Here is a 24,699-nt window from a genome sequence, read left to right on the forward strand (position 1 = left end):
TGGGTTTTTTATGAAAAAGCACCCGTTACATATGTTAGGGAGGCTTGTAGCAGGGAAAAATACGCAATGGATCACTTTATCGGTATGGATTCTTATTACATTATTACTTTCATTTACGTTACCACAAGTAAATAGTACGAAAGAACCGAACCCGAAAAATTTACCCGAAACAGCTATGTCGCAGCAAGCGGAAGCACTTTTGAAAAAAGAGTTTCCGAATAATGCGGGGAATCCTTTGTTAGTAGTATGGTATAGGGATGGTGGATTACAGTCGCAGGATTATAAACTCATACAAGACGTTTATAAAGAGTTAAAAGCTAGTCCTTTAAAGGAGCAATCAACATTACCACCATTTGATACAATCCCGGAACAAGTATTATCAAAAAGTGCATCAAAAGATGGTACATCATTTGTTACACCAGTATTCTTCAACAAGTCGGCTGGAACAGATATATTAAAAGGAAATCTTGAAGATTTAAGAAAGCTAGTGAATAGTAGGGTCGATGAAGATCCATTTAAACAAAAAATAAGTGATTCTGGATTACATGTTCGATTATCTGGACCAGTAGGTATTCAAACAGATGCAGTTAGTTTATTTAGTCAAGCAGATGTAAAATTATTAGTTGCTACTGTATTACTCGTATTAGTCCTATTAATTTTGCTATACCGTTCACCAATTTTAGCAATTTTACCTTTACTTGTTGTTGGCTTTGCATACGGTATTATTAGTCCTACACTCGGTTTTTTAGCTGATCACGGATGGATTAAAGTCGATGCCCAAGCGATATCAATCATGACAGTGTTATTGTTTGGTGCTGGGACGGATTATTGTCTATTTTTAATTTCGAGATATCGAGAATACTTGCTAGAAGAAGAAAGTAAATATAAGGCATTGCAACTTGCAATTAAAGCTTCTGGCGGGGCAATAATAATGAGTGCGTTAACTGTTGTACTTGGATTAGGAACATTATTACTTGCTCAGTATGGTGCCTTTCATCGATTTGCAGTACCATTTAGTGTTGCTGTATTCATTATGGGAATCGCTGCTTTAACAATTTTACCAGCGTTATTATTAATTTTCGGTAGAGCTGCATTCTTCCCATTTATACCGAGAACAACTTCGATGGATGAGGAATTAGCAAGAAGGAAAAAGAAAGTAGTAAAAGTAAAAAAATCAAAAGGCGCCTTTAGTAAAAAACTTGGAGATGTAGTAGTACGAAGACCGTGGACAATAATTATGCTCACTGTATTTGTATTAGGTGGATTGGCTTCATTTGTACCACGTATTCAATACACATATGACCTATTAGAATCGTTTCCAAAGGATATGCCTTCACGCGAAGGATTTACGTTAATTAGTGATCATTTTTCAGCTGGTGAACTAGCGCCAGTAAAAGTTGTTGTTGATACGAAAGGAAAAGATCTTCCTATTAAACAAGAACTCGAGAAGTTTTCTTTCGTAAAAACAGTGAAAGATCCAAAAGAGGGGAAAGAAAATAAGCAAATACAAATGTATGAGGTTTCTTTAGCTGAAAATCCATACTCCATTGAAGCGTTAGATCAAATCCCTAAATTGAAAAACAGTGTAGAAAAAGTATTAAAAGATGCTGGGATTAGTAATGCAGAAGATCAACTATGGATTGGCGGAGAAACAGCTTCATTATATGATACTAAGCAAATTACGGAACGTGATGAAGCAGTTATTATTCCAGTAATGATTAGTATTATAGCTTTATTATTACTTGTTTACTTACGATCAATTGTTGCAATGATTTATTTAATTGTAACTGTTGTATTATCATTTTTCTCTGCATTAGGAGCAGGGTGGCTATTACTTCATTATGGTATGGGAGCGCCGGCCATTCAAGGTGCGATACCGTTATACGCATTCGTATTTTTAGTTGCTTTAGGTGAAGATTATAATATCTTTATGGTTTCAGAAATATGGAAAAACAGAAAGACACAAAATCATTTGGATGCAGTAAAAAATGGCGTTATACAAACAGGTAGTGTCATTACATCAGCAGGTTTAATTTTAGCTGGAACTTTTGCTGTGTTAGGAACACTTCCAATTCAAGTGCTTGTTCAATTTGGTATCGTAACAGCAATTGGTGTATTACTAGATACGTTCATTGTAAGACCACTACTTGTACCGGCAATCACAGTCGTTTTAGGTCGCTTTGCTTTTTGGCCAGGGAAACTTTTAAGAAAGAATGAAGAGATACAAAAAGTGGATGCCTAGTTGGAAAAGCCAAGGATATTTTCCTTGGCTTTTTTCAATGTAATTCATTTTTTGAAGTTAAATCGTCAGATGCAGTATGATCAGCATCTTCAATATCGGTTTCTGGCATTCCATATAAGCCGTTCATTGCTTGTTCTTCGATAGTAAGATTTGCAGTATTATTATTTTGAATAGGTGTAGCGTTTTCGATAACATTTTCTTTTTTATTTACATTTTTGTTATTCATGTATGAATCCTCCAAATTTCATTTGATTTATTTATAGTATGTGGATGGCTTTCCAGAAATATGTGAATGGATTCTTATAGATGTAATATAATTAAATAAACAATTAGGGTGAAATGTAAACTGTTAGGAGTGAACAATTATGGTGAAAGCAAGGAAATTAGCCTTCTAAAATAAAAAGAAAATTTTAGGAGGCTATTAAAATGACGTTTCACGTAATTGATAGAGAAAATTGGAATAGAGAGCAGTATTTTGAACATTATTTAGAATTAAAATGTACGTTTAGTATGACAGTGAATGTTGATATTACGCTTCTGATAGAGAAAGTACATCAAAAGGGAATTAAATTTTATCCGACTTTTATTTATATAATTTCGAGAATAATAAATAAACATAAAAGAATTTCGAACATGTTTTAATGAAGAAGGAGTTTTGGGCTATTGGGAGGAAATGATACCGAGTTATACAATCTTTCATAAAGATGATAAGTCTTTTTCAAGTATATGTACGGATTATTCAAGTGATTTCCGCACTTTCTATAAAAATTATGAAGACGATATGAGATGTTATGCTAATGTTCATGGTCTTTTCACGAAAGAAAATATTCCGCCTAATGTATTTCCGATTTCTAGCATACCTTGGACTAGTTTTACTGGATTTAATATTAATAATGATGCTGATTATCTATTACCTATTATAACTTGTGGGAAATATTTTAATGAAAAAAATAAGGTTATGCTACCAGTTTCATTGCAAGTTCATCATTCGGTTTGTGATGGATATCATGCAAGTCGATTTATAGAGGATTTACAGGCGTTAAGTAATAGTTGCAACGAGGAGTGGCTGAAATAAAAACTAATTTTTAATTATATACAAGTGAAAATAAATAATAGAAGAGATCATGTTTATATTGCATGGTCTCTTTTTTATTTATCTAAAGAACAGTGGAAAATATAGGTTAATTTGTAGTTTAATAATAAGTAGAGTGATTAATTTTAATTTTCTTTATTTTATAACTGTATTGTTTACAAAAAAATATTATCTTGTAATAATAAAGGAGAAAACAAAAATGACAATAATATCTATAGAAAAAGCTACAATTTTAGATGCAGAAAAGTTAACAGAAATAATGACAAGAACATTTGATGAAGAAGCAAAACGATGGTTTTGTGGTCAAGGTGATGTTATTGACTATAACATCCAACCACCAGGGTATTCTTCAGTAGAAATGATGAGATATTCAATCGAAGAATTGGATTCTTATAAAGTAATAATGGATGGAAAAATAATCGGGGGAATTATAGTTACGATCTCAGGTAAGTCATATGGCCGGATTGATCGTATTTTTGTAGAGCCTGTTTATCAAGGGAAAGGAATTGGATCGAATGTTATTAAATTAATAGAAGAGGAATATCCAAGCATAAGGATTTGGGATCTTGAAACATCGAGTAGACAAATTAATAATCACCATTTTTATAAAAAGATGGGCTACCAAACAATTTTTGAATCAGAAGATGAGTATTGTTACGTGAAAAGAATAGGGACGAGCTCAAACAAAGAAATTGTATTTAAAAATAAAGACATGAAAAATAGCCAATACGAAAACTGTAACTTGGAAAATACAGAGTATTATCAAGTAAATTTAAAAAATAGTGCATTTGTTGGTAGTAATATAATGCATATGAATATGAGTAATTGTAATGTAAGTAAATCTAAGTTTAGAAATATAAACTTTAAAAGATCTTTATTTGCAGATTTAAATCTTTCCGGTAGTAAATTTAATTTTGTGACATTAGGTGGAGTGCAATTCAAAAATACAAGTCTTAGAGATGAGAAGGAATCTATTTTATTCGATAGTTGTGATTTGGAAGGTACTGTAATACATAATAGTAATTTGAAAAATATTGAAATAGAAAATTGTGATATAACCGGTATGAAAATAAATGGTATTCCAATTGAAAAACTGCTTGCGTTATATAATAAAGTAAAAAGTTAATGAATGTAGATAAGGAGTTTGTAAATCTAATATTATTCCGGAATAATTATGTAAAAATAACATAAAGAAATCCAGAAGAGAAGGGGTTTCATACAGGAGGATAGAATGTATTATTGTAAATATGGAGGAGGGGAAATATGGCGATCATAGTAAGAGCGGTAGAAATACAAGATGCTAGAGCGATTCACCGTATATGCATACAAGATGACGTTTTACCTTATATGGTTTTCTTACCTAGCATGCGTGTAGATGCGATGGAAAATAGAATTCGAAATTTAGCTTCAAATCAATTTGAATTTGTTGCAGAATATAATGGGGAAGTTGTAGGATTTGTTGGGTTAACCCAAAGCCCTGGACGTAGATCTCATTCGGGTGATTTGTTTATAGGGGTAGATAGTGAATATCATAATAAAGGCATTGGAAAAGCTCTTCTTACAAAAATGATTGATTTAGCGGATAATTGGTTAATGTTAGAGAGAGTAGAACTAGGTGTTTTAGAAACGAATCCGAAAGCGAAATCTCTATATGAAAAATTAGGATTTGTAGAAGAGGGAGTAAAGATAGGAAATTTGAAGGCTCACGGAAAGTTTATTAATGAAATTATGATGAGTCGTTTTAGACCTGACGGTTTAATCGTACATAATGGATAGTGAAAGCATGACAGTATAATGTCATGCTTTTTTATTAGAATTTGGTTGTAATAAAAATAATGCAAGACCAATAAAAATAACTGTAATGCCTAGTCCTTGTTGTAAAGAAATAGTCTCATTTAATATAAAGTACGCTAGTATACAAGTCCCAATTGTTTCTCCTAAAATGCTCATGGAGATTACAGTAGCACTCATCCATTTTAATAACCAATTAAAAATCGTTTGCCCTAAAATCGTAGCAATAAACGCCAAACCAATAAAGCATAGCCAAGTTTGTGTAGAGTAATGGATAAAAGATTCGTGTTTCATATAAGAAAATATACCAAGAAAACAGGCGCTACTTCCATAACTAATGAGCGAATACGGTATAAGTGACAAATCTTTACGAACATGTTGGCTAATGAAAAAATAAGCAGTAATAATTCCTGCCGCAATAAATGCTAAAATATCTCCGTATAAGGCTTCCCCGCTCATTTGGAAATCTTGCCAGCCAATGATGATACTTCCTGAAATAGCAATGAGACAACCGATAACCGCGCCTCTCGCAAACTTCTCCTTGAATAAAAAATAACCACCAATCATTGAGAATAAAGGTTGTAACGTTACGATAACAGTAGAGCTTGCTACAGAAGTATATTGTAACGATTCAAACCATAGTACATAATGTACAGCTAAAAATAGCCCAGAAATGAATCCGAATGTCCATTGTTTTTTCGTTAAAGTTTTTAGCTCATTTCGACTATTTTTACTAAATAGTAATAACGGTAACAGAATTAGTGTGGCAAAGAATAATCGGTAAAAAGCAATGATTGTCGCAGGAGCATCTGCCAATTTTACAAAAATCGCTGAAGTTGATAAGGCGAATACACCGAAAAATAAGATGCAATATGAAAGAATAGGTGATTTCAAAGTTTGTCCCTCCGATAGATTGTCTATTATAATGAACTAAATACGATAAAATGTACAAAGGTAAGTATATAAGTCTCGGAGACGATAGAAAAGGATTATTTGCCTTTGTTTAGTAAGTCAGCACAAAAGCGATGAAATATATATTATGATGGACGAAGGAAGGATTTACTATGATACATGATAGACTTGGACAAACTGTATTAAGTTATCGTAAGAAAAATAAAATGACTATTCGCGAATTTGCGGATTATGCAGGGATTAGTACTTCATTAATTAGCCAAATTGAACGAGGACATGCGAATCCCTCGTTAAGTGTATTGGAATTAATAGCGAAAGCATTAAATGTACCGCTATTTACACTGTTTATTAATGAGATTGATACAGATTCGCTCATTTCTAAGAAGAAAGATAGAAAGAAAGTATATCGAGAAAATAGCGATCACATAGTTTACGATGTATTAACACCAGATTTTATGAAAGCGCGTATTGAAATGTTAATGATGGACCTAAATAAACAAGCAAATACAACGGAAAATCACTATTCACATGAAGATAAAGAAGAAATTGCTGTTGTTATGAAAGGAGAAGTTTATGTGGAGTTAGAAGGCAAAGAGTACTTCTTAGAAGAAGGAGATGTTGTACGTATCCCGCCAAATGTGAAACATCGTTTTTTGAATAAGAGTGATGAATCCAATCATATTTTATTTGTATTGACGCCATCTTTAGGATGAGTAAAAAGTGGTTTTTTACGGGGGATAGAAAGATGGAAAATAAAACTGTTTTAAAAGGTGGCTTGTCAATTATTTCTCAATGTAAAAAAGAAACAAATGATATTTGGCATGCACATTTCGGAGCAGCTGCAATTGCTAGTTACTTTTTCATGAAAGATATCAATATGGAAGAAGAGATAGCTCGAAGTATGTTTTCTCAAACTAAAATGATGCTAAGCAAGCAAAACTTAGGTGAAATCATCGATCATAAAGAAGAAATTGATTTTCAAAGTGCTGAAAAAATGATTATAAGATCATTAGAGCATACAATTGATGAACTTCATTGGGTCGGACATAATGTCATTTATGCTGCATTAAGTTTATTAGCTATGAAAGAGTTACAAAAATGGGGCGATAATCAAGCAATTGAAGGGATTACGAACCTTATATTATCGTTTCGAAAAACAATTCCAGGTAGATCGTGGATTGGTTTTACGACGAAGGAAGTAAAACAATTAAGTATAAAAGATGAGATAGAAAGTGAATTGAAAAATCCGAAACAACTATCAAAGTTTATTTTAAAGGAGCTATCGCAATTTAATATTATTTATAGAGCGGAATCTCATCATGATTTAATTGGTCATTTACTTACATTTTCTCATGCAATTAATATTATGTATGACTTAGGGCATATAGATATATTCCATCGAGGGATACGTCCACTATTAAAACTAGTATACGTGTTACGTGCTAGTCAAAATCTAACGTCAAATAGTGAAATAACTCTACACTCACCGATAGATTGTTTACCTTTAATCGAAACGAAACGTGCTCATATTTTACCAACAGAAAATCAGTTTTGGCTAAAAGACTACAGTACATTTGATTGGGATTTTGGACATGTCTTTAAATTCTCATATAGTTACTTTGATCATATTAAGAGGGCTCCAAAATATAAAGATATAACTTTAGAGAAATTCCGATTTGTTATGAATACGTAATGAAGCCTAATGGTCTGTATTAAGGTACAAAAATATAAATTTATTTGTTGTTAGTATATTATTTTAAAATATGTAAGATTTTACATGAGTATTTTACTTTTACTAATTATGTAAATAGGCTATACTAAAATACATATATTTTAGTATTGGAGAGAGAAGTAAAACGACATGGAATTAGTGAAATTGGAAAAAGTAATTGAAATAAAGAAAGAAGAACTTTTATATTTAGTATCAGATTACGGAATTCAACATGAAAAAGTATTGGCATTAAGTCAAGAAATAGACAAATTAATTAATTACTTTATGTTTTTAAAATAGGAAGAACTATGACATGATGTGAAAATGTTATAGTTCTTTTTTATTTGGAAATTTAGATGTATATTCTATATACTAATAATAGATGGAATATTCTGTTTTATGAGAGGGGAATATATGATATTACATGCACACATTTCAGGTGAAGGAGAACCAATTGTACTTTTACACTCTGGAGGTATGACAGGTTTAGTAGAATATGAAGAGCAGGCAGCACTTTTTGGAGAACAAAATTATCAAGTCATTCGCCCTGATTTAAGAGGACATGGAAAATCAGGGGGGACATTGGAGAATTATTTCCTACGTTCTGTAAAGGATTTATATGATACGTTAGAGCATTTACAAATTGATAGATGTCATATCGCTGGTGTTTCACTAGGAGGATTAGTCGCTTTATTATTTGCAAAAAAGTATCCAGAGAAAGTGAGAACATTAACTTTTTCAGGTATATTTCCGGTTAAGAGGGATAATTGGGAAGAGTCGTTGGAGTATGAAGCGAAGTGTCATCAGCAATTGATGGAAAATGAAGAAGTTGTAACTTATATGAATCAAATTCATGAAAAAAGTGATTGGAAAGCATTGCTTGAATCGTGGCAAGTTAAAGATTGGTACCCTTACGATGAAACTGGTGAAGTAGCGAATCTTCAAATACCTACACTTTGTATTGCTGGGGGAGATTCAGAAGATGAAGTTACAGCTGCTACAACGTTCAAACAATTAAACAAAAATATTTATATTGCCGTTATTCCGTTTGCTGGTCACTTAGTGCATAGTGATCAACCAAAAATTTATTCGAATATATTGTCTAATTTCTTACAGAACGCGCAAGTTGCTAGTCGAATATAAGGACTTTTGGGTATAATAATAAAGGAATTATTAATTGTATCGGTTAGGAGCGCAATACATATGAAAACAGTTGTTGTCATCGGTGGAGGTATAACGGGACTTTCTACTATGTTTTATTTAGAAAAATTAAAAAAGGATTATAATATAGATTTAAATTTAATCCTTGTAGAAAAAGAAGAGTACTTAGGTGGGAAAATCCATAGTATAGAAGAAAAGGATTTTATTATGGAATCCGGAGCAGATTCTATCGTTGCTCGTAATGAACATGTCATGCCGCTTATAAAGGATTTAAATTTAGAAGAAGAAATGGTGTATAACGAAACGGGTATTTCTTACATATATTCTGATAATACTTTACATCCAATTCCTTCTGATACTATATTTGGGATACCGATGAGTGTCCAGTCGTTGTTTAGCAGTACGCTAGTATCAACGAAAGGGAAAATTGTTGCTTTAAAAGATTTCATAACGAAAAATAAAGAGTTTACAAAAGATACTTCTCTTGCTGTATTTTTAGAAAGCTTTTTAGGGAAAGAGTTAGTAGAAAGACAAATTGCTCCGGTGCTTTCAGGTGTATATTCTGGTAAATTGAATGAGCTTACTATGGCGTCTACACTACCGTATTTATTGGATTATAAAAATAAATATGGAAGTATTATTAAAGGTTTTGAAGAGAATAAAAAACAGTTTCAATCAGCAGGAAATAAAAAGTTCGTATCATTTAAAGGTGGATTATCTACGATTATTGATCGTTTAGAAAAAGTGCTGACTGAGACTGTTATTAAGAAGGGGGCTGTAACGACCGCTGTAAGCAAACAAGGTAATCGCTATGAAGTCTCCTTTGCAAATCACGAATCAATCCAAGCTGATTATGTTGTTTTAGCAACTCCGCATGATATCGCAGAAAGTTTATTACAGTCTAATGAGTTAAACGAGCAGTTTCATACATTTAAAAATTCATCACTTATAAGTATTTACTTAGGATTTGACATACTAGATGAACAATTACCAGCGGACGGCACAGGATTTATCGTAACAGAAAACAGTGATTTACATTGTGATGCTTGTACATGGACAAGCCGGAAGTGGAAACATACATCTGGAAACCAAAAGCTATTAGTGAGAATGTTTTATAAGAGTACGAATCCGGTATATGAAACGATTAAAAATTATAATGAAGAAGAATTAGTACGAGTCGCTTTATATGATATTGAAAAGAGTCTCAGAATTAAAGGTGAACCAGAAGTAGTTGAAGTGACAAATTGGAAAGATTTAATGCCGAAATATCATTTAGAACATAATCAAGCAGTTCAAACATTACAAGAAAAAATGACGGATCTATATCCTAATGTATACTTAGCGGGTGCCTCATATTACGGTGTCGGAATTGGTGCGTGTATTGGAAATGGAAAGAACACTGCGGATGAAATCATTGCAACATTAAATGAACCGGCAAATTAATATAGCATATATAAATAAAATGTCCCTCCGTTATATTGGAGGGACATTTTATTTATTTTACTTGAATTGAGATCTTTTTATTCGTTGTATGATTTTCAGTAATCGTTAATGTTATGTTACCGGATTCTTTAAATGAATATGATGAGAGTTGATAAAGCTCTTTTATACCATGTTTCTCTTTTAATTTATTGACAGGAAGTAATGTTATGTTCGGTTTCCATGTTTCCTGTTTACCGGAAGGATAGCTTACTATTATTTCTGGATTATTTAATTGCATTGGTTTCCAAGAGGCAAAATGTAGCTTAACTTCTGTATCTTTTTTTAGTAATTCTTCTGAGAAATATCCAAGCTCTCCAATGTTACCGAAAACCGTAAAGTTTTGATTTTGTAATGTGATGTCTAAATGTTTAGGTTGATATGTTGCTGCGTGATAGATTCCATATGAAAGAGAAAGAGTAGCGGCGATTAAAATGCTGATTGAAAATGTCTTAAAGCTATTACCTTTAAAACTAGTGATCATGAATGAGTTTGGGGCGAACTTTTTTGCAAATAAAAATATGAGTAATATGAGTAAGAGGGATAAGCTGATGAATATATACAAAGGAAATTTACACCTCCACAATAAAATAATGTATTGACTATATTTTACCATAAATGTATGGGGTAGGGTGTTGTTTTAGAAGGGAAAAGTGAGTATGGAATCGAAATGGTAAGGTATATCAATTCGAACGGAGTGATGGCAATGAGAATAATACAATTACTTTTTAAAAATGAAGATAAGAACAGGATAATAGGAGGGAATGTGATTGTTACGTACTGTTGAAGCAACGCAAAAATTATTTGACGAATGGGCAAAAACTTACGATGAAAATTTACAAGAAGCAACAGGTCCATTATATGGATATAACAATAGTTTGATTGAAGCGGAAGAAATGATTCAACTATATAAGAAAGAAAAAATTATTGATATTGGAATTGGAACAGGTGCATTCGCTTCATTAGTGAGTGAAAATAATGAGAGTGTAGTAGGGGTGGATGTATCAGAAAAGATGTTAGAAACATGTAAAGAGAAATATCCAATGTATCATTTAGAGGTAGGATCATTTACAAATACGAATCAAGCAGATGAAGCTTTTGATATAGTTATTTCCAGTTTTTGTTTTCATGAGGTGTTACCTTCAGAGAGGAAAAAAGCTTGTGAAGAGGTTTATAGAATAGTGAAGAAAGAAGGGAAATTTCTTCTTTTAGATATTATGTTCATATCTGATTTTGCATTAAATGAAGCGCGAGAACGAATTGGGAGGAAGTGGGATAGTACAGAAGTATATCCATTTGTGAATGAGTTAGATACACTTCTTAGAGAAACTGGTTTTTCAAGTATAAATTGGAGACAAACAGCTCCATGTCATTGGGCATTAGTTGCAAATAAATAGGGAATAAAGAGATGATCAGTGTACTATGATCATCTCTTTATTTTTCGCATCATGTAAATGCAAGAAGGGTTACTCTTAGTTCGTATTGAATTAAGAGGGTAGGCTACTCTTGAAATATTTGATTAATGGGACATTGAGGACTTTCCTAATTATAAATATTTTTTCTGCTATAATGAATATGTAGAAAGAAAGGAGTGATCCTATGGCATTTCCTATATTAGAAACAGAACGTTTGCGTTTAGTTGAAATAGAACAATCTTATTGTCAAAAAATATATGAAATCTTTTCATTGGATGAGGTAACATGTTATTACGGTATGAATTCTTTTACGGAGTTTGGACAAGCTTCACGTATGATTGAATCTTTTTCAAAAAATTACTTTGAGAAAAAGGCAATACGATGGGGGATTGTATTAAAAGAAACGAATACTTTAATAGGTACAATTGGATTAAATAATTTACAATTATGGAGTAAACGATCTGAAATTGGATATGACTTACATCCTCGTTATTGGGGGAATGGTTATGCGTCAGAAGCGGCTAGGGAAATTATTCATTATGGATTTCAAGATTTAGGTTTATTTAGAATTGGTGCTATTACATACCCTGAAAATGTTACTTCTTGTAAAATGTTATCTAAAATAGGCTTTCATAAAGAAGGATTATTACGTGGATATATTCATCAAGGAAATAAGCAACATGATGCATTATTGTATTCTATAGTTCGAACGGATGTTGAACATATAAATTTATAATAAAAAACCCCTCTTAAATAAGAGGGGTTAAGCTAAAAATTAACCTAACTTAGGTAATAAACGTTCTCCGCTTTTCATGCTACTTTTACATAAAGGGCATTTAGGCTCTTCTTCAAATGAAAAGTTCTTTCTCATCCATCCTAAACAATCCTCTGCTTCACATTCCCAGACAGGGGTTTGTTCTGGTGGTACTTCTGCTACATCGTTCTTTCGATTGCGATACATGTAACCACTCCTTTTATGTAAAAAATTTTAGTTATATATTAAAAAGGTTGTTAACCGTGCTGGTAACAACCTTTTTATTGTTTGAATTATAGCTTTACAACGTTTTTAGCTTGAGGTCCACGGTTACCGTCTTCAACTTCGAAGCTAACTTCTTGACCTTCGTCAAGAGATTTGAAGCCGTCGCCAGTGATAGCTGAGAAGTGAACGAATACGTCGTTGCCACCTTCAACTTCGATGAAACCGAAACCTTTTTCGCTGTTAAACCATTTTACTTTACCTGTTAATGTCATGGTAATGCCTCCTAAAAATTAAAAAGATTACAATATGTTCGGCCTTATTTGAATGAAAAATAAAATTTCACATATTATCAAAAACCCATAAGGAATATAAAATGTTCCTCATTGATACTTGATAATATGCAAAGAAAATATACTGTTAAATTGACCTTAATTACTATCTTACAACAAATGGTGGGAAATAGCAAGTGCTGGTAATACCAGTGTGAAATAGGATGGTAAAAGACACAAAAACATCTCTTTTATTTATATATTATTCCTAATTTTGGTTTATGCTAAACTAAGAACATTTTTATTAGGAATTTGTATTAGTAAATCGATATATAGTATAAGAATAGTGTTGATGTATTTGTTAAGGAGGCGAGAATATTGCAGTCTAATCAATTTAAAATAATTGAAGCAGCCAAAGAAGGAAGAAGAAAAGTTCATCCAGTATTCGCTGTTATACTTGCAATTGTATTTTTAACTTTAGGTGAATTGTTCATGTTATTTATGTTGTTTTTACCGAAAGCAGAAACGCTTTTAATGAAAGCAATTTATAGTGATATTGAAATGATATTGACGTTTGGCGGAGCTATATTTTTTGTTTTTTTATGGATTAGATTTGTAGAGAAAAGATCAATTTCATCCATTGGGTTTTGGAGAAATCAGTGGATAAGAAAATATTTAAGAGGTGCATTAATAGGTTTTGTTTTTATTTCAATACCAGTCATGCTACTTTTATTAAATGGAAATGTACAACTACAAATGCAACACATTACACCAACCGCTATACTTGGAATTTTGGGATCTTTAGTTGCTTTTTTGGTACAAGGTGCAACAGAAGAAATTGTTGTTCGGGGTTGGTTATTTCCAGTTCTTTCTGTTAGAAGCCGTATATGGATCGGTATTGTTGTAACTTCATTTTTATTTGGTTTTCTTCATTTACTAAATCCAGGTATTACAATTCTTTCAATATCGAATATAATATTAGTTGGTGTGTTTGCAGCTTTTTACGTTTTGAAAGACAGTAGTCTTTGGGGGATATGCGCATGGCATTCCATTTGGAATTGGGCACAATATAACGTATTTGGTTTTGCGGTTAGTGGAATGACAATGTATTCTACACCACTTTTTAAACCTGTAACAAGTGGATCGGAATTCCTTCATGGAGGCTCGTTCGGAATTGAAGGGAGTATCATTACAACTATAATGCTCTCCATCGCTTCAATTGTTTTATGGAAACAGTTATGGGGGAGAAAAACGAAACAAAGAGATTTTAGTTAATGAAAGAGGGAGAAACTATGGGGATTATAGCGTTTGAGGGAGCGAGTGCGGTTGGTAAGAGCACAACGTGTCGTGAGTTAGAAAAGAATTATGGTGCTTATATTATACCTGAAGTGAATTTATTATTTGAAAGACCAAAAAATGAACATAGAACATGGTATTTTGAAAAGCAAGTAGAGCGCTGGAAAATAGCAGTGCAGAAGTCAGAGCAATATAAATTAATAATACTTGATGGAGACATTTATCAGCCACTTAGCTATAATTGGTGTTTCCATTTTGAAATATTTGATCAGCCATTATCTTTAATAGAAAACTTTTATAAAGATAAGCTGGTTAATAGGGAAATTGGTTTTCCAGATCAATATTTTTATTTATATACAAATGATGAAGAACTTAGAAAACGGAAAGAATCTGACGAGACTAAAAGAAGAAGAAATTTTGAAAAACATTTATATATATCAAAATCGTTTCAACGTTATTATGAAAATTTAAATAACGTTACAGACGGGTATTGTAAAATAATTGAAGCGAAAAGTGTGAAAACGAATGAACTAGAAATTGTAAATAACTTAAACAGTTTACATGTGTGTGAAGAGAGTCGTTTTGATGTTTCGAGATTAGATGCGATTACGAAGTGGTTAAAAGAAAATCGCGCATAAAAAGAACGAGTACCTTATAAGGTACTCGTTCTTTTTATGCATATTGAATATGTAAGTTCGTTTCATAAATTGTTTTTAAAATTTGTAAGTTTGCTTGTTCATTTTTATGGATAGCATTTTTATATTTAGGTAAGAAAAGTTGAGAAGGATAAACTGGGAGTTCACCGCAAATATCAATACCATAGATAGATTTATTCATAATTAGAGAATGAATAAATTGTAAAAGTCTAGATAATTTCATGTGCCCTTGATCCCAATTGGTAATAGTAACTTTTGGATCTAACACATCTTTATCAATGCTTACATATATTGTTTCTGTATGAATATGTGAAAGTATTGTATGTATGGATACTTCATGTGATATATCAATTGGAAAAATTTCTACGTATGGACAATCATTAGAATGAATTGTAAGAGAAGAAGGCCCAATAATGATTACCTTCTTTAAATTATCATTATTTCGAAGAGAAAATGATACCCAAGATCCACAGGAAATAAGAGTCTGTTCATTCGCTCCCTGTAAGTTCATATCAGTATGATGATCAAATAGTATAAGGGTAAAAGGCTTGTCCATTTCTTCTAATAGTAAATAAGATACATAATGATAATTCCCAGAACCTATAAAAGTAATCCCCTTATTTTTTCTACGATTTAATGCTCTTTTTATTTGCATTAAAGAAGTGTTTTCGCAATATAGATTTGTGTGTGTTAAATGAGTAAAATCAATATCTTCATGTGAATAAGAATGTAGTTTATTTTGTAATAAATACGTATCATCAAAGTTTAAAAAAGTTAAACCGTTATGCAATAAACTCATATTTATTCATCTCCTTTATAGGTAGGCTAGCACATATTTTTATAAAATTAAAATGAAATGCTTAGAGGTGAAGTTGCATTTGAAAAAGATGGTTTTTTTTGACAGAATAATCTTTCAATTTGTAAAAGAAAGAAATATAATATAAGGAAATACATATGTGGTTTAGGGAATAGAAAATATGAAATGAGATATGCGGGAGGAAACAAGCAAGATGAAAACATTCTTTAAAATAATTGGAATTATAGCTGGCATGGCGGTAATCGGAGTAGGTTTAACATATGGTATGCTGTATTATTTGAATAATAGTAAACCAGCTGCGAAAAAGGCATCACCAGCTGCTCCAGCAGCAGAAGTGCTGGCTGATAGTAATGTAAAAGCTGAAGATGCAAAGCTTTTAGAAAATGGCAATCATTCATTACCGAATAGCGGTTTTAATAAAAATTTTAAATGGACAGATGAGAACATACAGACAGCGTTACATGAAATGGCACATCAAAAAACGAAGGCTGATCAAAAATGGGGTTATATTTTTATTACACAAGAACGAATTGAAAGTTTGCTTGATATTGTAAAAAGTAATGATCTAGTACAAGGAACTACATATGCAGACATTTTAGAGAGATGGAAACAAGGAAAATATGAAAAGATGGATGAGGATCATAATAAGATTTGGAAATTACAAAGCGGGAATTTAGGAGAAGGAAAAGGAGTAATGTCAGAAGCGGAACAAAAAGAGTTAATTAATCAAGTGTTTATGCAAAAAGGTACATATTCAGGTAGTAAATTAATTGCAGGTGGAGAACAGACTAATAAATAAGAAGTATGTTGATTTTGAAACACCTTTGTTGTTATACATACAAAGGTGTTTTTGTTGACACAAGAAATAAATGGCTTTCCGTTTTCTTCTTTAGGAATAATGTGTGCAATTGCTAGTTTACTCGTCCTTCCAATTATATTTGTTCTAGTTAAAGGAAAAGCATTATCTAATAAAAAGAAGGTGACTATATAAGTAGTATGAAAGAAAACGTGGATTGATATTTTTCAAAGGATTTCAATTCATGTTTTCTTTCATATTCTTTTTATACTTTCATCACTTTTAAGAGTGAAAGAAACGACTGTACTACAGGGGAAATCCATCTAGATTTATGATAGATTATATGACTTTGAATAACAGTTGACGTTTCGATAGGCTGAAAACAGAGTTGCTCTTTTTGACAACTTTCTTGTACAACGATGTAAGGAAGAATTGAAATTCCTAACTCACACATAACGGATTGTTTAATAACTTCAACGTTGGAAGTTTCAAATGTTTTAGCTGGAATATTCCCGCTTTGACGTAAAAAACGATCTACCATTGGTCTATAACCGCAGCTTTGTTCAGTAAAAATAAACTGAGTATCCTTTAATAAACAAAACGGATTAGATTGTGTAGAATAATGAGGTGGTAAAATCCATCCAAATGTTTCATTACTAAATGTACGCGTAATAAAATCATTATGTTCTATACATTCTCCAATTATGAAGACAATGTCTGTTTCTCCTTCACGTAATTTTTGTAATGCTTGTTCATTTGTATTTGTTTCAAGTACGATATTTACTTTCGGATTTTTCTGTTTGTAAGTACGTAATAATTGTGGTAAACGGTACACTGCTAATGATTCGTTTGATGTAATACTTAATGTACCTTCTAATTGATCGGTATTTTGAGGGATTTCTTGCGCTTTTTCATAAATTGCAAGTAATTCTAAAGCATAAGGATGAAATTGATGACCTGCTTTTGTAAGAAGTATTTTTTTCCCTAATCGATCAAAAAGAGGGAGGTGTAAATCGTTTTCTAATGCTTTCATATGCGCTGTTACAGTAGATTGCGCATAACCTAACGCGTGAGCAGCTTTAGAAAAGCTACCATACTTAACGATGGCACAAAAAGTTTTAACATGTCTCATTTCCATAAAAAATCCCTCTTTTATTATCATGATTTGTGAATGATTATATCACGTATTTCAATTTTCCAAATGATTAAATTCCTTATAAAATGAAATTGTAGAAATATTTATTCATTTAACATTGGAGGAGAAAAGATGAGTGAAAAGGGCTATCATGTAGCTGTTGTTGGGGCTACGGGTGCAGTAGGTCAGAAAATTATTGAACTGTTAGAAAAAGAAACAAAGTTTAATATAGCTGAAGTTACGTTACTTTCGTCAAAAAGATCGGCTGGTAAGACAGTACAATTTAAAGGGCGAGAGATCATTATACAAGAAGCAAAAATAAATAGCTTTGAAGGGGTAGATATTGCCTTTTTTAGCGCTGGAGGAGAAGTTTCTAGACAATTTGTAAATCAAGCTGTCTCTAGCGGTGCAATCGTAATTGACAACACTAGTGAATACCGAATGGCACCTGATGTACCGCTTGTTGTTCCGGAAGTAAATGCGCACACTTTAAAGGAACATAAAGGTATAATAGCAGTTCTGAATTGTTCAGCATTACAGATGGTAACAGCTCTTCAGCCAATACGAAAAGTATTCGGATTAGAACGAATTATCGTTTCAACTTATCAAGCTGTATCGGGTTCTGGTATTCATGCGATTCAAGAATTAAAAGAACAGGCTAGGTCAATACTTGCAGGTGAAGAAGTGGAGAGTACCTTATTACCAGCGAAAAAAGATAAAAAACATTATCCAATTGCATTTAATGTACTTCCTCAAGTAGATATATTTACGGATAATGATTTCACCTTTGAAGAAGTAAAGATGATTCAAGAAACAAAGAAGATTTTAGAAGACCCCAACTTGAAAATGGCAGCTACTTGTGTGCGCGTTCCGGTTGTATCAGGTCATTCAGAAGCGGTTTATATAGAACTTGAAAAAGAAGTAACTGTTGCAGAAATTAAAGAAGTACTGCTTGATGCACCAGGTGTTATTTTGCAAGATAACCCTAGTGAACAGCTGTATCCAATGCCATTATATGCAGAAGGGAAAATAGATACATTTGTCGGAAGAATTAGAAAAGATCCTGATATGCCAAACGGATTCCATCTTTGGATTGTCTCCGATAATTTATTAAAAGGTGCGGCGTGGAACTCGGTTCAAATTGCAGAAACGATGGTGGAAGAGGGAATCATTTAGTATTAAAAAACTAGGGAACTGTTAAAGGTTACAGTTTCCTAGTTTTTATTTTATAACTGTTCGCTTTATTCCAATCGCATTTGATTTGAAAGCCAGTAGTAAGTGGTTTACAATGTTTTGCAGTAATTCGACTGTTGTTGGAGAAAGTCTTTTGAAAAGCGTATAAGTGGAGAAGAAATTAATACGAAGGAAAGACTTGAAGGGAAAAAATAATAAAAAATATTTTTTTATAAATGGTGTATTTCTATGAGTAAAAACGAAGTAGAAAGCACTATTTTTCTATAATAAACTCATTAATATTCAAAAATCCTAATATTGTTTTATTCGACTTATTTTCGAATAGTCAAAACATAAAATTAATTAGACTCTTTTTTTATATTTTATGATAGTATATTGATTGGTAAGACCTATTACTTTAAGGACAGGTCCTACAACTATATCTAATTGGACGGAATTAACGTATGGAGGGACAACATGGGGAATGTTGAAATTTTTGAAAAACTTCTTTTAGAAGAACCGAAAAGAGAGCAGTTATTTCCTTTATTTGAAGAAGTGTTTGGAATTACAATTCAAACATTGAATGATTTCTCAGAGAGAGGTTATTGGGATGATACATACAAAGCTTTATCCTTTTTACATGACGATAAAGCGGTTGCAAATGTTGCGGCATTCTCGCTACCATTGCTAGTAAATGGTGAAAGAATAAATGCAGCGGGCATTCAATCGGTAATGACACACCCTAATTTTCGTGGACAAGGACTCATGACGCAATTAATGAGTAAAATGATAGAAGAAATCGATAAAACATGTGAATGTACATTATTGTTTACGGAAAAACCTGAACTATATGCATCATTTGGTTTTAAAGTTGTGCAGGAATATTTGATGACTATTCCATATGATAAAAAGAATAATAATGATTTCTCACTTAGAGAGCTAGATTATTATATGGAAGAGGATAGAAAGCTAATACATGAGACTATAGATAGTAGCCAAAGACTTTCAAATAATTTTTCAACATTAAACTTCCGCCCTTCGTTTTATTTGAATATGTATGATTCGGAATGGAGTGGAAAATTGTATTATTCAGAGAAGCTAGATGCTCTAATTGTGTATGAAGTAGATAATGAAAAGTTGAAATTATATGGAGTGTTTGCACCAGTAATTCCAGTTTTAGATGAAATATGTGGGGAGATCGCTGAAAGATTTACAGAAATCAAATTTTACTTCTCTCCAGATCAATTAGGGGTTGAGGATGTACAGTTTACAGAATTACAATCAAGTAAGTATTTAATGGTTCGAAGTAATAGAGAGTTGGATTTGAAAGGTTATAAATTCCCAGTATTAGTAGAATTTTAAATGTGCATATAGATGCTTTATTATGGAGGAACTATGAAAATATCACATATACCAGAACATATTGAGCAACTTACTATAATGAATGTACCTGAGTATTATAAGCTTAATAACAATCATGCGCTTATTGTCCGCTCGAAAGCCGAAACAGATTTTTGGCTTAAAACACATTATGGATTCGAAGTAATGAATGGTCATGTATTTTATACAGAGACGATGACAGATTTTCAAGCTGAAGTTCAATTGCGTATGAATCCAAATTCAAAATTCGATCAAGCTGGTCTTTTTGTTATGGTTTCGGAAAAGTGTTGGCTGAAAACTTCATTAGAATATATTCCAGATGGTCCATCTCATTTAGGAGCTGTCGTAACGAATAATGGATATTCCGATTGGTCCACGCAAGACTTTCCGACAGAATTAGCTAACGAGCAACTTCGTTTTCGAATTGTTCGTAAACGTGGTGATTATACAATATATGTAAAGAAAATCCACCAATGGGAACAAATCAGAATCGCTCATTTGATGGAAGATATAGGGGATAAGCCTATTAAAATAGGTTTTTACACGTGTAGTCCTTCTAAAAATAATGGATTTGAGACTGAGTTTTTAGATTTCACAACTGAAAAAATATAGATGAAAAACCGTATTCTTTTCATTGAGAATGCGGTTTTTATTTTTATATAATACAAAGCACATTTATTGACCGAAAAGTCATTCATGCTTATCATTTAATAATGTTAAATATTAATTTACATAATATAATAAAAGTAAGAAAGAAATTACAAACTATATCACTTAAATAAGGGGGGATATGAATTATTCATTGGTAATTTCATAGAAAAAGGAGATTATGTATGAAATCATTTCGCAAATTATTACAGTATTTAAAACCATACATGTTCTTCGCTATTATTGGACCACTATTTATGGTACTTGAGGTTGCGATGGACTTAATTCAACCGACTATTATGCAACATATTATTGATGTTGGGATAGCAAATCGGGATATGAATTATGTAATAAAAATGGGACTTCTTATGATAGGAGCTGCAGCACTCGGTTTAGTTGGAGGACTTGGGTGTATGATGTATTCTACAAAAGCAGCTGTTAATTTCGCTACTGACATACGAAAAGATGTGTTTGCGAAAATAGAAACATTTTCTAGTGAAAATCGTGATTCGTTTGGAACGGGAAAGTTATTAACAATTGTTACAAATGATATTACTTCTATTCAATCGGCGATGACGATGACATTACGTGTTCTTGTTCGTGGACCTTTGTTATTTATCGGAAGTATAATCATTGTTTTTATGACAGCGCGTGAGTTATTTCCTATATTACTCGTAGTCGTTCCAATTTTATTACTTGCAATTATATTCATTGCGAGTAAAGCAAGCGGGACGTTCAGAAAAGTGCAAGAAGCATTAGATAAAGTGAATACAAAGTTACAAGAAAATTTATCTGGAGTACGTGTGATTAAAGCGTATGTAAGACAAAAATATGAAATTAATCAGTTTGGAAATGTTAATACAAATTTAACGAAGATAAATATTCGAGCGGTGCAGCTTATTTCCTTAATGATGCCAATCATTATGTTAGTTGTAAGTGGCGGAATTGTCGCAACATTATGGGTTGGTGGAGAGAAAGTATTTAATGGAACCCTTCAAGTAGGGGCTATATTAGCGTTTATAAACTATTTGAATATTATTTTAATGTCACTTATGTCTATAAGTATGGTATTTATGCAAATCGCGCGAGCATTTCCGTCAGCGGATCGTGTACAGCAAGTTTTAAATACTGACGTTGATATTATGACCCCAAAAAATGCGCTTGCACCTAAGCAAATTGAGGGACAAATTGAATTTAAAAATGTTAGTTATAGTTACACGAAAAATAATGAATATGTTTTAAAAGATATTTCATTTCGCATAAGTAAAGGTGAAAAAATCGGGATTATTGGTTCTACAGGGAGTGGTAAATCTACTTTAGCAAAATTATTACCACGCTTATATGATGTTGATCAAGGGGAAATATGCATTGATGGAATAAATGTTAAGGCGTATGATTTACAAAAACTTCGTGCGTCAATCGGTTTTGTACCTCAAAAGGCATTGTTGTTTTCTGGTAGCATAGAAGAGAACTTACGTTACGGTAAAGAAGATGCATCAAATGACGAATTAGAAGTAGCAGCTTCATCAGCTTGTGCGACTGAGTTTATTAACAAGCTGGAAGATTCATATCAATATCATTTAACACAAGGTGCGACGAATTTGTCAGGTGGCCAAAAACAACGTGTATCAATTGCAAGGGCGCTTGTGAGAAAGCCATCTATTCTTATATTAGATGATTCTACATCAGCAGTGGATGCAAAATCAGAATCTAACATTCAATCGGCATTAAGAACACAATATAAAGGAACAACAACCTTATTAATCGCTTCTAAAATCTCATCTATAATAGATGCTGATAAAATTCTCGTTTTAGATAACGGTGAATTAGTTGGTGATGGTACACATGAAGAACTGTTAGAACAATGTGAGGTATATAAAGAAATCTATCTTTCCCAAGGTGGTAATTTATATAAAAAAGGTGGGAAAGAACATGCGTAATTTTCAAGGACAATTTGCTAATAAAGGTGGGCGTAACGCATCAAAGATGGGGAAGGCTAAAAATACGAAAGGAACTGTGATGAGAGTATGGAACTATATGGGCTACCAAAAGGCTGCCCTTACGTTCGTTATATTCTTAGTGTTTGTTACGACGTTACTTGGGTTATTAGGTCCGTATTTAATGGGAGTAATTATCGATCAATATATTGTACCGAAAGATTTAAGCGGTACGGCGAGAATGTGTTTGGTACTTATCGCGATTTATGGTGTAACAGTATTATTAACTTGGTTACAAACATTTGTAATGGTTAATGTTGCATTAAAAACGATACAAAAAATACGACAAGATATTTTTGAGAAAATCCAAACGCTTTCTTTACGGTTCTTTGATGTACGTTCTCAAGGGGATTTAATGAGTCGTGTAACAAATGATATAGATAATTTGAATCAAGCGTTGACACAAAGTGTTGTACAAATTATTTCATCAGCGCTAACTTTTATAGGTGTGACGATTGCGATGTTCGCATTAGATTGGATTTTAGCGATTGTTACTTTAATTACAGTACCTATTATGTTTTTCGTTACAAAAAAACTAGTTGCTTATAGTGGTAAAAACTTTGCAAAGCGTCAAAAAGATTTAGGAGAGTTAAATGGATTTATTGAGGAAGCTATAACAGGTGCGGATGTTACAACGTTATATGGGAAAGAAAAAGAAACCGTACAAAATTTCAATAAAATTAATGAACAGCTAAGAGTTTCTGCAACGAAGGCGGATACATTTTCAGCTTTTATTTTTCCGAGTATGAACTTTATTAACAACTTAGGTATGGGACTTGTAATTGGGACTGGGTCAGTAATGGTTTTAAATGGAATGACAACAGTAGGTGTCATTGCAGCATTTATTAATTATTCTCGTCAATTCTCAAGACCACTCAGTCAATTCGCAACTTTAATGAATACGATTCAAGCGGCAGTGGCTGGTGGGGAACGTGTCTTTGAAATTATGGATGAAGTACCGGAAATCAAAAATAAAAAAGATGCATTCGTTGTACAAAATTTACAAGGACATGTTGCACTCGAGAATGTTTCATTTGGGTATGAGGAAAATAAAACGATTTTAAAAGAAGTGAGTTTTAAAGCGCGGCCAGGGGAGACAATTGCTTTAGTAGGTCCAACTGGATCGGGCAAAACAACAATCATTAATTTGCTAACGCGCTTTTACGATATACAGCAAGGGCAAATTCATATTGATGGAAAAAACATAAAAGAATATGATATGAATTCGTTGCGAAGTAAAATAGGAGTAGTTTTACAAGATACGTATTTATTTGCTGGGACGATTATGGATAATATACGTTATGGTCGATTAGATGCTAGTGATGAAGAGGTAATCAATGCAGCTAAGGCAGCATCTGCACATTCTTTTATAAAACATTTACCGAATCAATATGAAACGAAAATTGCTTCAGAAGGATCGAATTTAAGTCAAGGACAAAAACAACTTCTTGCGATTGCACGGGCAATTTTAGCAGATGCAGATATATTAATTCTCGACGAAGCAACATCTAATATTGATACGAGAACAGAATTACAAATACAAGAAGGACTAAACAATTTAATGAGAGGTCGAACAAGTTTCGTAATCGCTCATCGACTGAAAACGATTGAAAAAGCAGATCAAATCCTTGTTATAAAAGATGGAAGTATTTTGGAAAAAGGGAACCATGAATCTCTCATGGAAGATAGAGGATTTTACTTTGATCTGTATACGAGTCAGTTTAAAATTTAATAAGAATTTTTGATAGG

Annotated in this window: 25 protein-coding genes and 3 pseudogenes; 21 read left to right on the forward strand and 7 right to left on the reverse strand. The window is 32.4% G+C overall.

Translation table 11 applies throughout. The features are described from left to right. Positions 1-10 precede the first annotated feature (10 nt). A complete protein-coding gene (locus tag PDQ68_RS02165) occupies positions 11-2,242 on the forward strand; it encodes an MMPL family transporter (protein WP_061182461.1) in 2,232 nt (743 codons plus the stop codon). Between the two features lie 34 nt (positions 2,243-2,276). Here PDQ68_RS02165 and PDQ68_RS02170 read toward each other — a convergent pair whose 3' ends face one another. Continuing rightward, complete coding sequence (locus PDQ68_RS02170; RefSeq protein ID WP_061182460.1) at positions 2,277-2,468, reverse strand: DUF4021 domain-containing protein; 192 nt, start codon at positions 2,466-2,468, stop codon at positions 2,277-2,279. 200 nt (positions 2,469-2,668) lie between these two features. Between PDQ68_RS02170 and catA the strand changes: the two are divergent. From catA to PDQ68_RS02185, 3 genes and pseudogenes are all read left to right on the forward strand, one after another. Then, positions 2,669-3,317, forward strand: a pseudogene (gene catA / locus PDQ68_RS02175) (type A chloramphenicol O-acetyltransferase). A 217-nt stretch (positions 3,318-3,534) separates the two neighbouring features. Beyond that, on the forward strand, positions 3,535-4,461 hold the full coding sequence (locus PDQ68_RS02180; RefSeq protein WP_073530884.1) for a GNAT family N-acetyltransferase: 927 nt from the start codon (positions 3,535-3,537) through the stop codon (positions 4,459-4,461). A gap of 137 nt (positions 4,462-4,598) precedes the next feature. Next, complete coding sequence (locus PDQ68_RS02185; RefSeq protein WP_061182458.1) at positions 4,599-5,111, forward strand: GNAT family N-acetyltransferase; 513 nt, start codon at positions 4,599-4,601, stop codon at positions 5,109-5,111. A gap of 21 nt (positions 5,112-5,132) precedes the next feature. Here the strand turns inward: PDQ68_RS02185 and PDQ68_RS02190 are convergent, their stop codons facing one another. Continuing rightward, complete coding sequence (locus tag PDQ68_RS02190) at positions 5,133-6,020, reverse strand: DMT family transporter (protein ID WP_061182457.1); 888 nt, start codon at positions 6,018-6,020, stop codon at positions 5,133-5,135. Positions 6,021-6,190: 170 nt separating this feature from the next. On the opposite strand from PDQ68_RS02190, the gene PDQ68_RS02195 reads away from it, so the two are divergent. The 5 genes from PDQ68_RS02195 (at position 6,191) to PDQ68_RS02215 (ending at position 10,353) form a co-directional block, all read left to right on the forward strand. Next, positions 6,191-6,751: a helix-turn-helix domain-containing protein gene (locus tag PDQ68_RS02195; RefSeq protein WP_000581024.1), complete on the forward strand. Its 561-nt coding sequence runs from the start codon at positions 6,191-6,193 to the stop codon at positions 6,749-6,751. A 32-nt stretch (positions 6,752-6,783) separates the two neighbouring features. Then, a complete protein-coding gene (locus PDQ68_RS02200) occupies positions 6,784-7,731 on the forward strand; it encodes a hypothetical protein (protein WP_061182456.1) in 948 nt (315 codons plus the stop codon). Positions 7,732-7,899: 168 nt separating this feature from the next. Further along, positions 7,900-8,049, forward strand: a complete 150-nt coding sequence (locus PDQ68_RS02205; protein ID WP_000424361.1) for an aspartyl-phosphate phosphatase Spo0E family protein — start codon at positions 7,900-7,902, stop codon at positions 8,047-8,049. Between the two features lie 114 nt (positions 8,050-8,163). Continuing rightward, positions 8,164-8,892 carry an alpha/beta fold hydrolase gene (locus PDQ68_RS02210; RefSeq protein ID WP_061182368.1) on the forward strand — a complete coding sequence of 243 codons (729 nt, stop codon included), beginning with the start codon at positions 8,164-8,166 and terminating at the stop codon, positions 8,890-8,892. A 60-nt stretch (positions 8,893-8,952) separates the two neighbouring features. Continuing rightward, a complete protein-coding gene (locus PDQ68_RS02215; RefSeq protein WP_061182367.1) occupies positions 8,953-10,353 on the forward strand; it encodes a protoporphyrinogen oxidase in 1,401 nt (466 codons plus the stop codon). 52 nt (positions 10,354-10,405) lie between these two features. Here PDQ68_RS02215 and PDQ68_RS02220 read toward each other — a convergent pair whose 3' ends face one another. Continuing rightward, on the reverse strand, positions 10,406-10,954 hold the full coding sequence (locus tag PDQ68_RS02220) for a hypothetical protein (protein ID WP_061182366.1): 549 nt from the start codon (positions 10,952-10,954) through the stop codon (positions 10,406-10,408). 205 nt (positions 10,955-11,159) lie between these two features. Here PDQ68_RS02220 and PDQ68_RS02225 point away from each other — a divergent pair, with 205 nt between their 5' ends. Together PDQ68_RS02225 and PDQ68_RS02230 are read left to right on the forward strand one after the other, a co-directional pair. Beyond that, positions 11,160-11,786 (forward strand): class I SAM-dependent methyltransferase, encoded by a 627-nt coding sequence (locus PDQ68_RS02225; protein WP_000946614.1) that lies wholly within the window; start codon positions 11,160-11,162, stop codon positions 11,784-11,786. A 202-nt stretch (positions 11,787-11,988) separates the two neighbouring features. Further along, complete coding sequence (locus PDQ68_RS02230; protein WP_061182365.1) at positions 11,989-12,540, forward strand: GNAT family N-acetyltransferase; 552 nt, start codon at positions 11,989-11,991, stop codon at positions 12,538-12,540. Between the two features lie 39 nt (positions 12,541-12,579). Here PDQ68_RS02230 and PDQ68_RS02235 read toward each other — a convergent pair whose 3' ends face one another. Both PDQ68_RS02235 and cspD read right to left on the reverse strand, forming a co-directional pair. Then, positions 12,580-12,765, reverse strand: a complete 186-nt coding sequence (locus tag PDQ68_RS02235; protein WP_000286198.1) for a cold-shock protein — start codon at positions 12,763-12,765, stop codon at positions 12,580-12,582. An 86-nt stretch (positions 12,766-12,851) separates the two neighbouring features. Beyond that, positions 12,852-13,055 (reverse strand): cold-shock protein CspD, encoded by a 204-nt coding sequence (gene cspD / locus PDQ68_RS02240; protein WP_000176368.1) that lies wholly within the window; start codon positions 13,053-13,055, stop codon positions 12,852-12,854. A 375-nt stretch (positions 13,056-13,430) separates the two neighbouring features. Between cspD and PDQ68_RS02245 the strand changes: the two genes are divergently transcribed. Both PDQ68_RS02245 and PDQ68_RS02250 read left to right on the forward strand, forming a co-directional pair. Beyond that, a complete protein-coding gene (locus PDQ68_RS02245; RefSeq protein ID WP_061182555.1) occupies positions 13,431-14,327 on the forward strand; it encodes a CPBP family intramembrane glutamic endopeptidase in 897 nt (298 codons plus the stop codon). Continuing rightward, the gene (locus tag PDQ68_RS02250) at positions 14,327-14,986 is read left to right on the forward strand and encodes a nucleoside/nucleotide kinase family protein (RefSeq protein WP_141114919.1); all 660 of its coding nucleotides are present in this window, start codon (positions 14,327-14,329) and stop codon (positions 14,984-14,986) included. The genes PDQ68_RS02245 and PDQ68_RS02250 overlap by 1 nt, the downstream gene beginning before the upstream one ends. Positions 14,987-15,020: 34 nt before the next feature. On the opposite strand, the gene PDQ68_RS02255 is transcribed toward PDQ68_RS02250, so the two are convergent. Beyond that, entirely contained in the window at positions 15,021-15,803 is a 783-nt protein-coding gene (locus tag PDQ68_RS02255; RefSeq protein ID WP_016717481.1) for an arginase family protein, read from the reverse strand. 211 nt (positions 15,804-16,014) lie between these two features. Between PDQ68_RS02255 and PDQ68_RS02260 the strand changes: the two genes are divergently transcribed. Further along, a complete protein-coding gene (locus PDQ68_RS02260; RefSeq protein ID WP_016717482.1) occupies positions 16,015-16,620 on the forward strand; it encodes a PRK06770 family protein in 606 nt (201 codons plus the stop codon). A 69-nt stretch (positions 16,621-16,689) separates the two neighbouring features. Next, a pseudogene (locus PDQ68_RS28850) lies at positions 16,690-16,812 on the forward strand (MFS transporter); the annotation flags it as partial. 70 nt (positions 16,813-16,882) lie between these two features. Here PDQ68_RS28850 and PDQ68_RS02265 read toward each other — a convergent pair. Further along, positions 16,883-17,755, reverse strand: a complete 873-nt coding sequence (locus tag PDQ68_RS02265) for a LysR family transcriptional regulator (protein ID WP_016717483.1) — start codon at positions 17,753-17,755, stop codon at positions 16,883-16,885. A 129-nt stretch (positions 17,756-17,884) separates the two neighbouring features. On the opposite strand from PDQ68_RS02265, the gene PDQ68_RS02270 reads away from it, so the two are divergent. The 6 genes and pseudogenes from PDQ68_RS02270 to PDQ68_RS02295 all read left to right on the forward strand — a co-directional run bounded on the left by PDQ68_RS02270 (position 17,885) and on the right by PDQ68_RS02295 (position 24,682). Next, complete coding sequence (locus PDQ68_RS02270) at positions 17,885-18,928, forward strand: aspartate-semialdehyde dehydrogenase (protein WP_061182556.1); 1,044 nt, start codon at positions 17,885-17,887, stop codon at positions 18,926-18,928. Positions 18,929-19,066: 138 nt separating this feature from the next. Beyond that, positions 19,067-19,141, forward strand: a pseudogene (locus PDQ68_RS02275) (MOSC domain-containing protein); the annotation flags it as partial. A gap of 261 nt (positions 19,142-19,402) precedes the next feature. Next, positions 19,403-20,287, forward strand: coding sequence for a GNAT family N-acetyltransferase (locus PDQ68_RS02280; protein WP_061182557.1), 885 nt, complete (start codon positions 19,403-19,405; stop codon positions 20,285-20,287). Positions 20,288-20,320: 33 nt separating this feature from the next. Beyond that, complete coding sequence (locus tag PDQ68_RS02285; RefSeq protein WP_000703152.1) at positions 20,321-20,917, forward strand: DUF1349 domain-containing protein; 597 nt, start codon at positions 20,321-20,323, stop codon at positions 20,915-20,917. A 221-nt stretch (positions 20,918-21,138) separates the two neighbouring features. Next, the gene (locus PDQ68_RS02290) at positions 21,139-22,893 is read left to right on the forward strand and encodes an ABC transporter ATP-binding protein (RefSeq protein ID WP_016717486.1); all 1,755 of its coding nucleotides are present in this window, start codon (positions 21,139-21,141) and stop codon (positions 22,891-22,893) included. Beyond that, positions 22,886-24,682 (forward strand): ABC transporter ATP-binding protein, encoded by a 1,797-nt coding sequence (locus PDQ68_RS02295; RefSeq protein WP_016717487.1) that lies wholly within the window; start codon positions 22,886-22,888, stop codon positions 24,680-24,682. Before PDQ68_RS02290 ends, PDQ68_RS02295 begins: the two co-directional genes overlap by 8 nt. Positions 24,683-24,699 lie beyond the last annotated feature (17 nt).

It is taken from the genome of Bacillus cereus group sp. Bc010 (assembly GCF_027716745.1).
Taxonomy (GTDB): Bacteria; Bacillota; Bacilli; order Bacillales; family Bacillaceae_G; genus Bacillus_A; species Bacillus_A pacificus.

Excerpts from the sequence above, each read along its gene's own strand:
- PDQ68_RS02170 (WP_061182460.1), bottom strand. The coding sequence starts at position 2,468 with ATGAATAACAAAAATGTAAATAAAAAAGAAAATGTTATCGAAAACGCT.
- PDQ68_RS02165 (WP_061182461.1), top strand. The coding sequence starts at position 11 with ATGAAAAAGCACCCGTTACATATGTTAGGGAGGCTTGTAGCAGGGAAA.
- PDQ68_RS02210 (WP_061182368.1), top strand. The coding sequence starts at position 8,164 with ATGATATTACATGCACACATTTCAGGTGAAGGAGAACCAATTGTACTT.
- PDQ68_RS02205 (WP_000424361.1), top strand. The coding sequence starts at position 7,900 with ATGGAATTAGTGAAATTGGAAAAAGTAATTGAAATAAAGAAAGAAGAA.
- cspD (WP_000176368.1), bottom strand. The coding sequence starts at position 13,055 with ATGACATTAACAGGTAAAGTAAAATGGTTTAACAGCGAAAAAGGTTTC.
- PDQ68_RS02200 (WP_061182456.1), top strand. The coding sequence starts at position 6,784 with ATGGAAAATAAAACTGTTTTAAAAGGTGGCTTGTCAATTATTTCTCAA.
- PDQ68_RS02290 (WP_016717486.1), top strand. The coding sequence starts at position 21,139 with ATGAAATCATTTCGCAAATTATTACAGTATTTAAAACCATACATGTTC.
- PDQ68_RS02215 (WP_061182367.1), top strand. The coding sequence starts at position 8,953 with ATGAAAACAGTTGTTGTCATCGGTGGAGGTATAACGGGACTTTCTACT.
- PDQ68_RS02185 (WP_061182458.1), top strand. The coding sequence starts at position 4,599 with ATGGCGATCATAGTAAGAGCGGTAGAAATACAAGATGCTAGAGCGATT.
- PDQ68_RS02260 (WP_016717482.1), top strand. The coding sequence starts at position 16,015 with ATGAAAACATTCTTTAAAATAATTGGAATTATAGCTGGCATGGCGGTA.
- PDQ68_RS02265 (WP_016717483.1), bottom strand. The coding sequence starts at position 17,755 with ATGGAAATGAGACATGTTAAAACTTTTTGTGCCATCGTTAAGTATGGT.
- PDQ68_RS02295 (WP_016717487.1), top strand. The coding sequence starts at position 22,886 with ATGCGTAATTTTCAAGGACAATTTGCTAATAAAGGTGGGCGTAACGCA.
- PDQ68_RS02195 (WP_000581024.1), top strand. The coding sequence starts at position 6,191 with ATGATACATGATAGACTTGGACAAACTGTATTAAGTTATCGTAAGAAA.
- PDQ68_RS02235 (WP_000286198.1), bottom strand. The coding sequence starts at position 12,765 with ATGTATCGCAATCGAAAGAACGATGTAGCAGAAGTACCACCAGAACAA.
- PDQ68_RS02230 (WP_061182365.1), top strand. The coding sequence starts at position 11,989 with ATGGCATTTCCTATATTAGAAACAGAACGTTTGCGTTTAGTTGAAATA.
- PDQ68_RS02250 (WP_141114919.1), top strand. The coding sequence starts at position 14,327 with ATGAAAGAGGGAGAAACTATGGGGATTATAGCGTTTGAGGGAGCGAGT.
- PDQ68_RS02285 (WP_000703152.1), top strand. The coding sequence starts at position 20,321 with ATGAAAATATCACATATACCAGAACATATTGAGCAACTTACTATAATG.
- PDQ68_RS02180 (WP_073530884.1), top strand. The coding sequence starts at position 3,535 with ATGACAATAATATCTATAGAAAAAGCTACAATTTTAGATGCAGAAAAG.
- PDQ68_RS02280 (WP_061182557.1), top strand. The coding sequence starts at position 19,403 with ATGGGGAATGTTGAAATTTTTGAAAAACTTCTTTTAGAAGAACCGAAA.
- PDQ68_RS02255 (WP_016717481.1), bottom strand. The coding sequence starts at position 15,803 with ATGAGTTTATTGCATAACGGTTTAACTTTTTTAAACTTTGATGATACG.
- PDQ68_RS02270 (WP_061182556.1), top strand. The coding sequence starts at position 17,885 with ATGAGTGAAAAGGGCTATCATGTAGCTGTTGTTGGGGCTACGGGTGCA.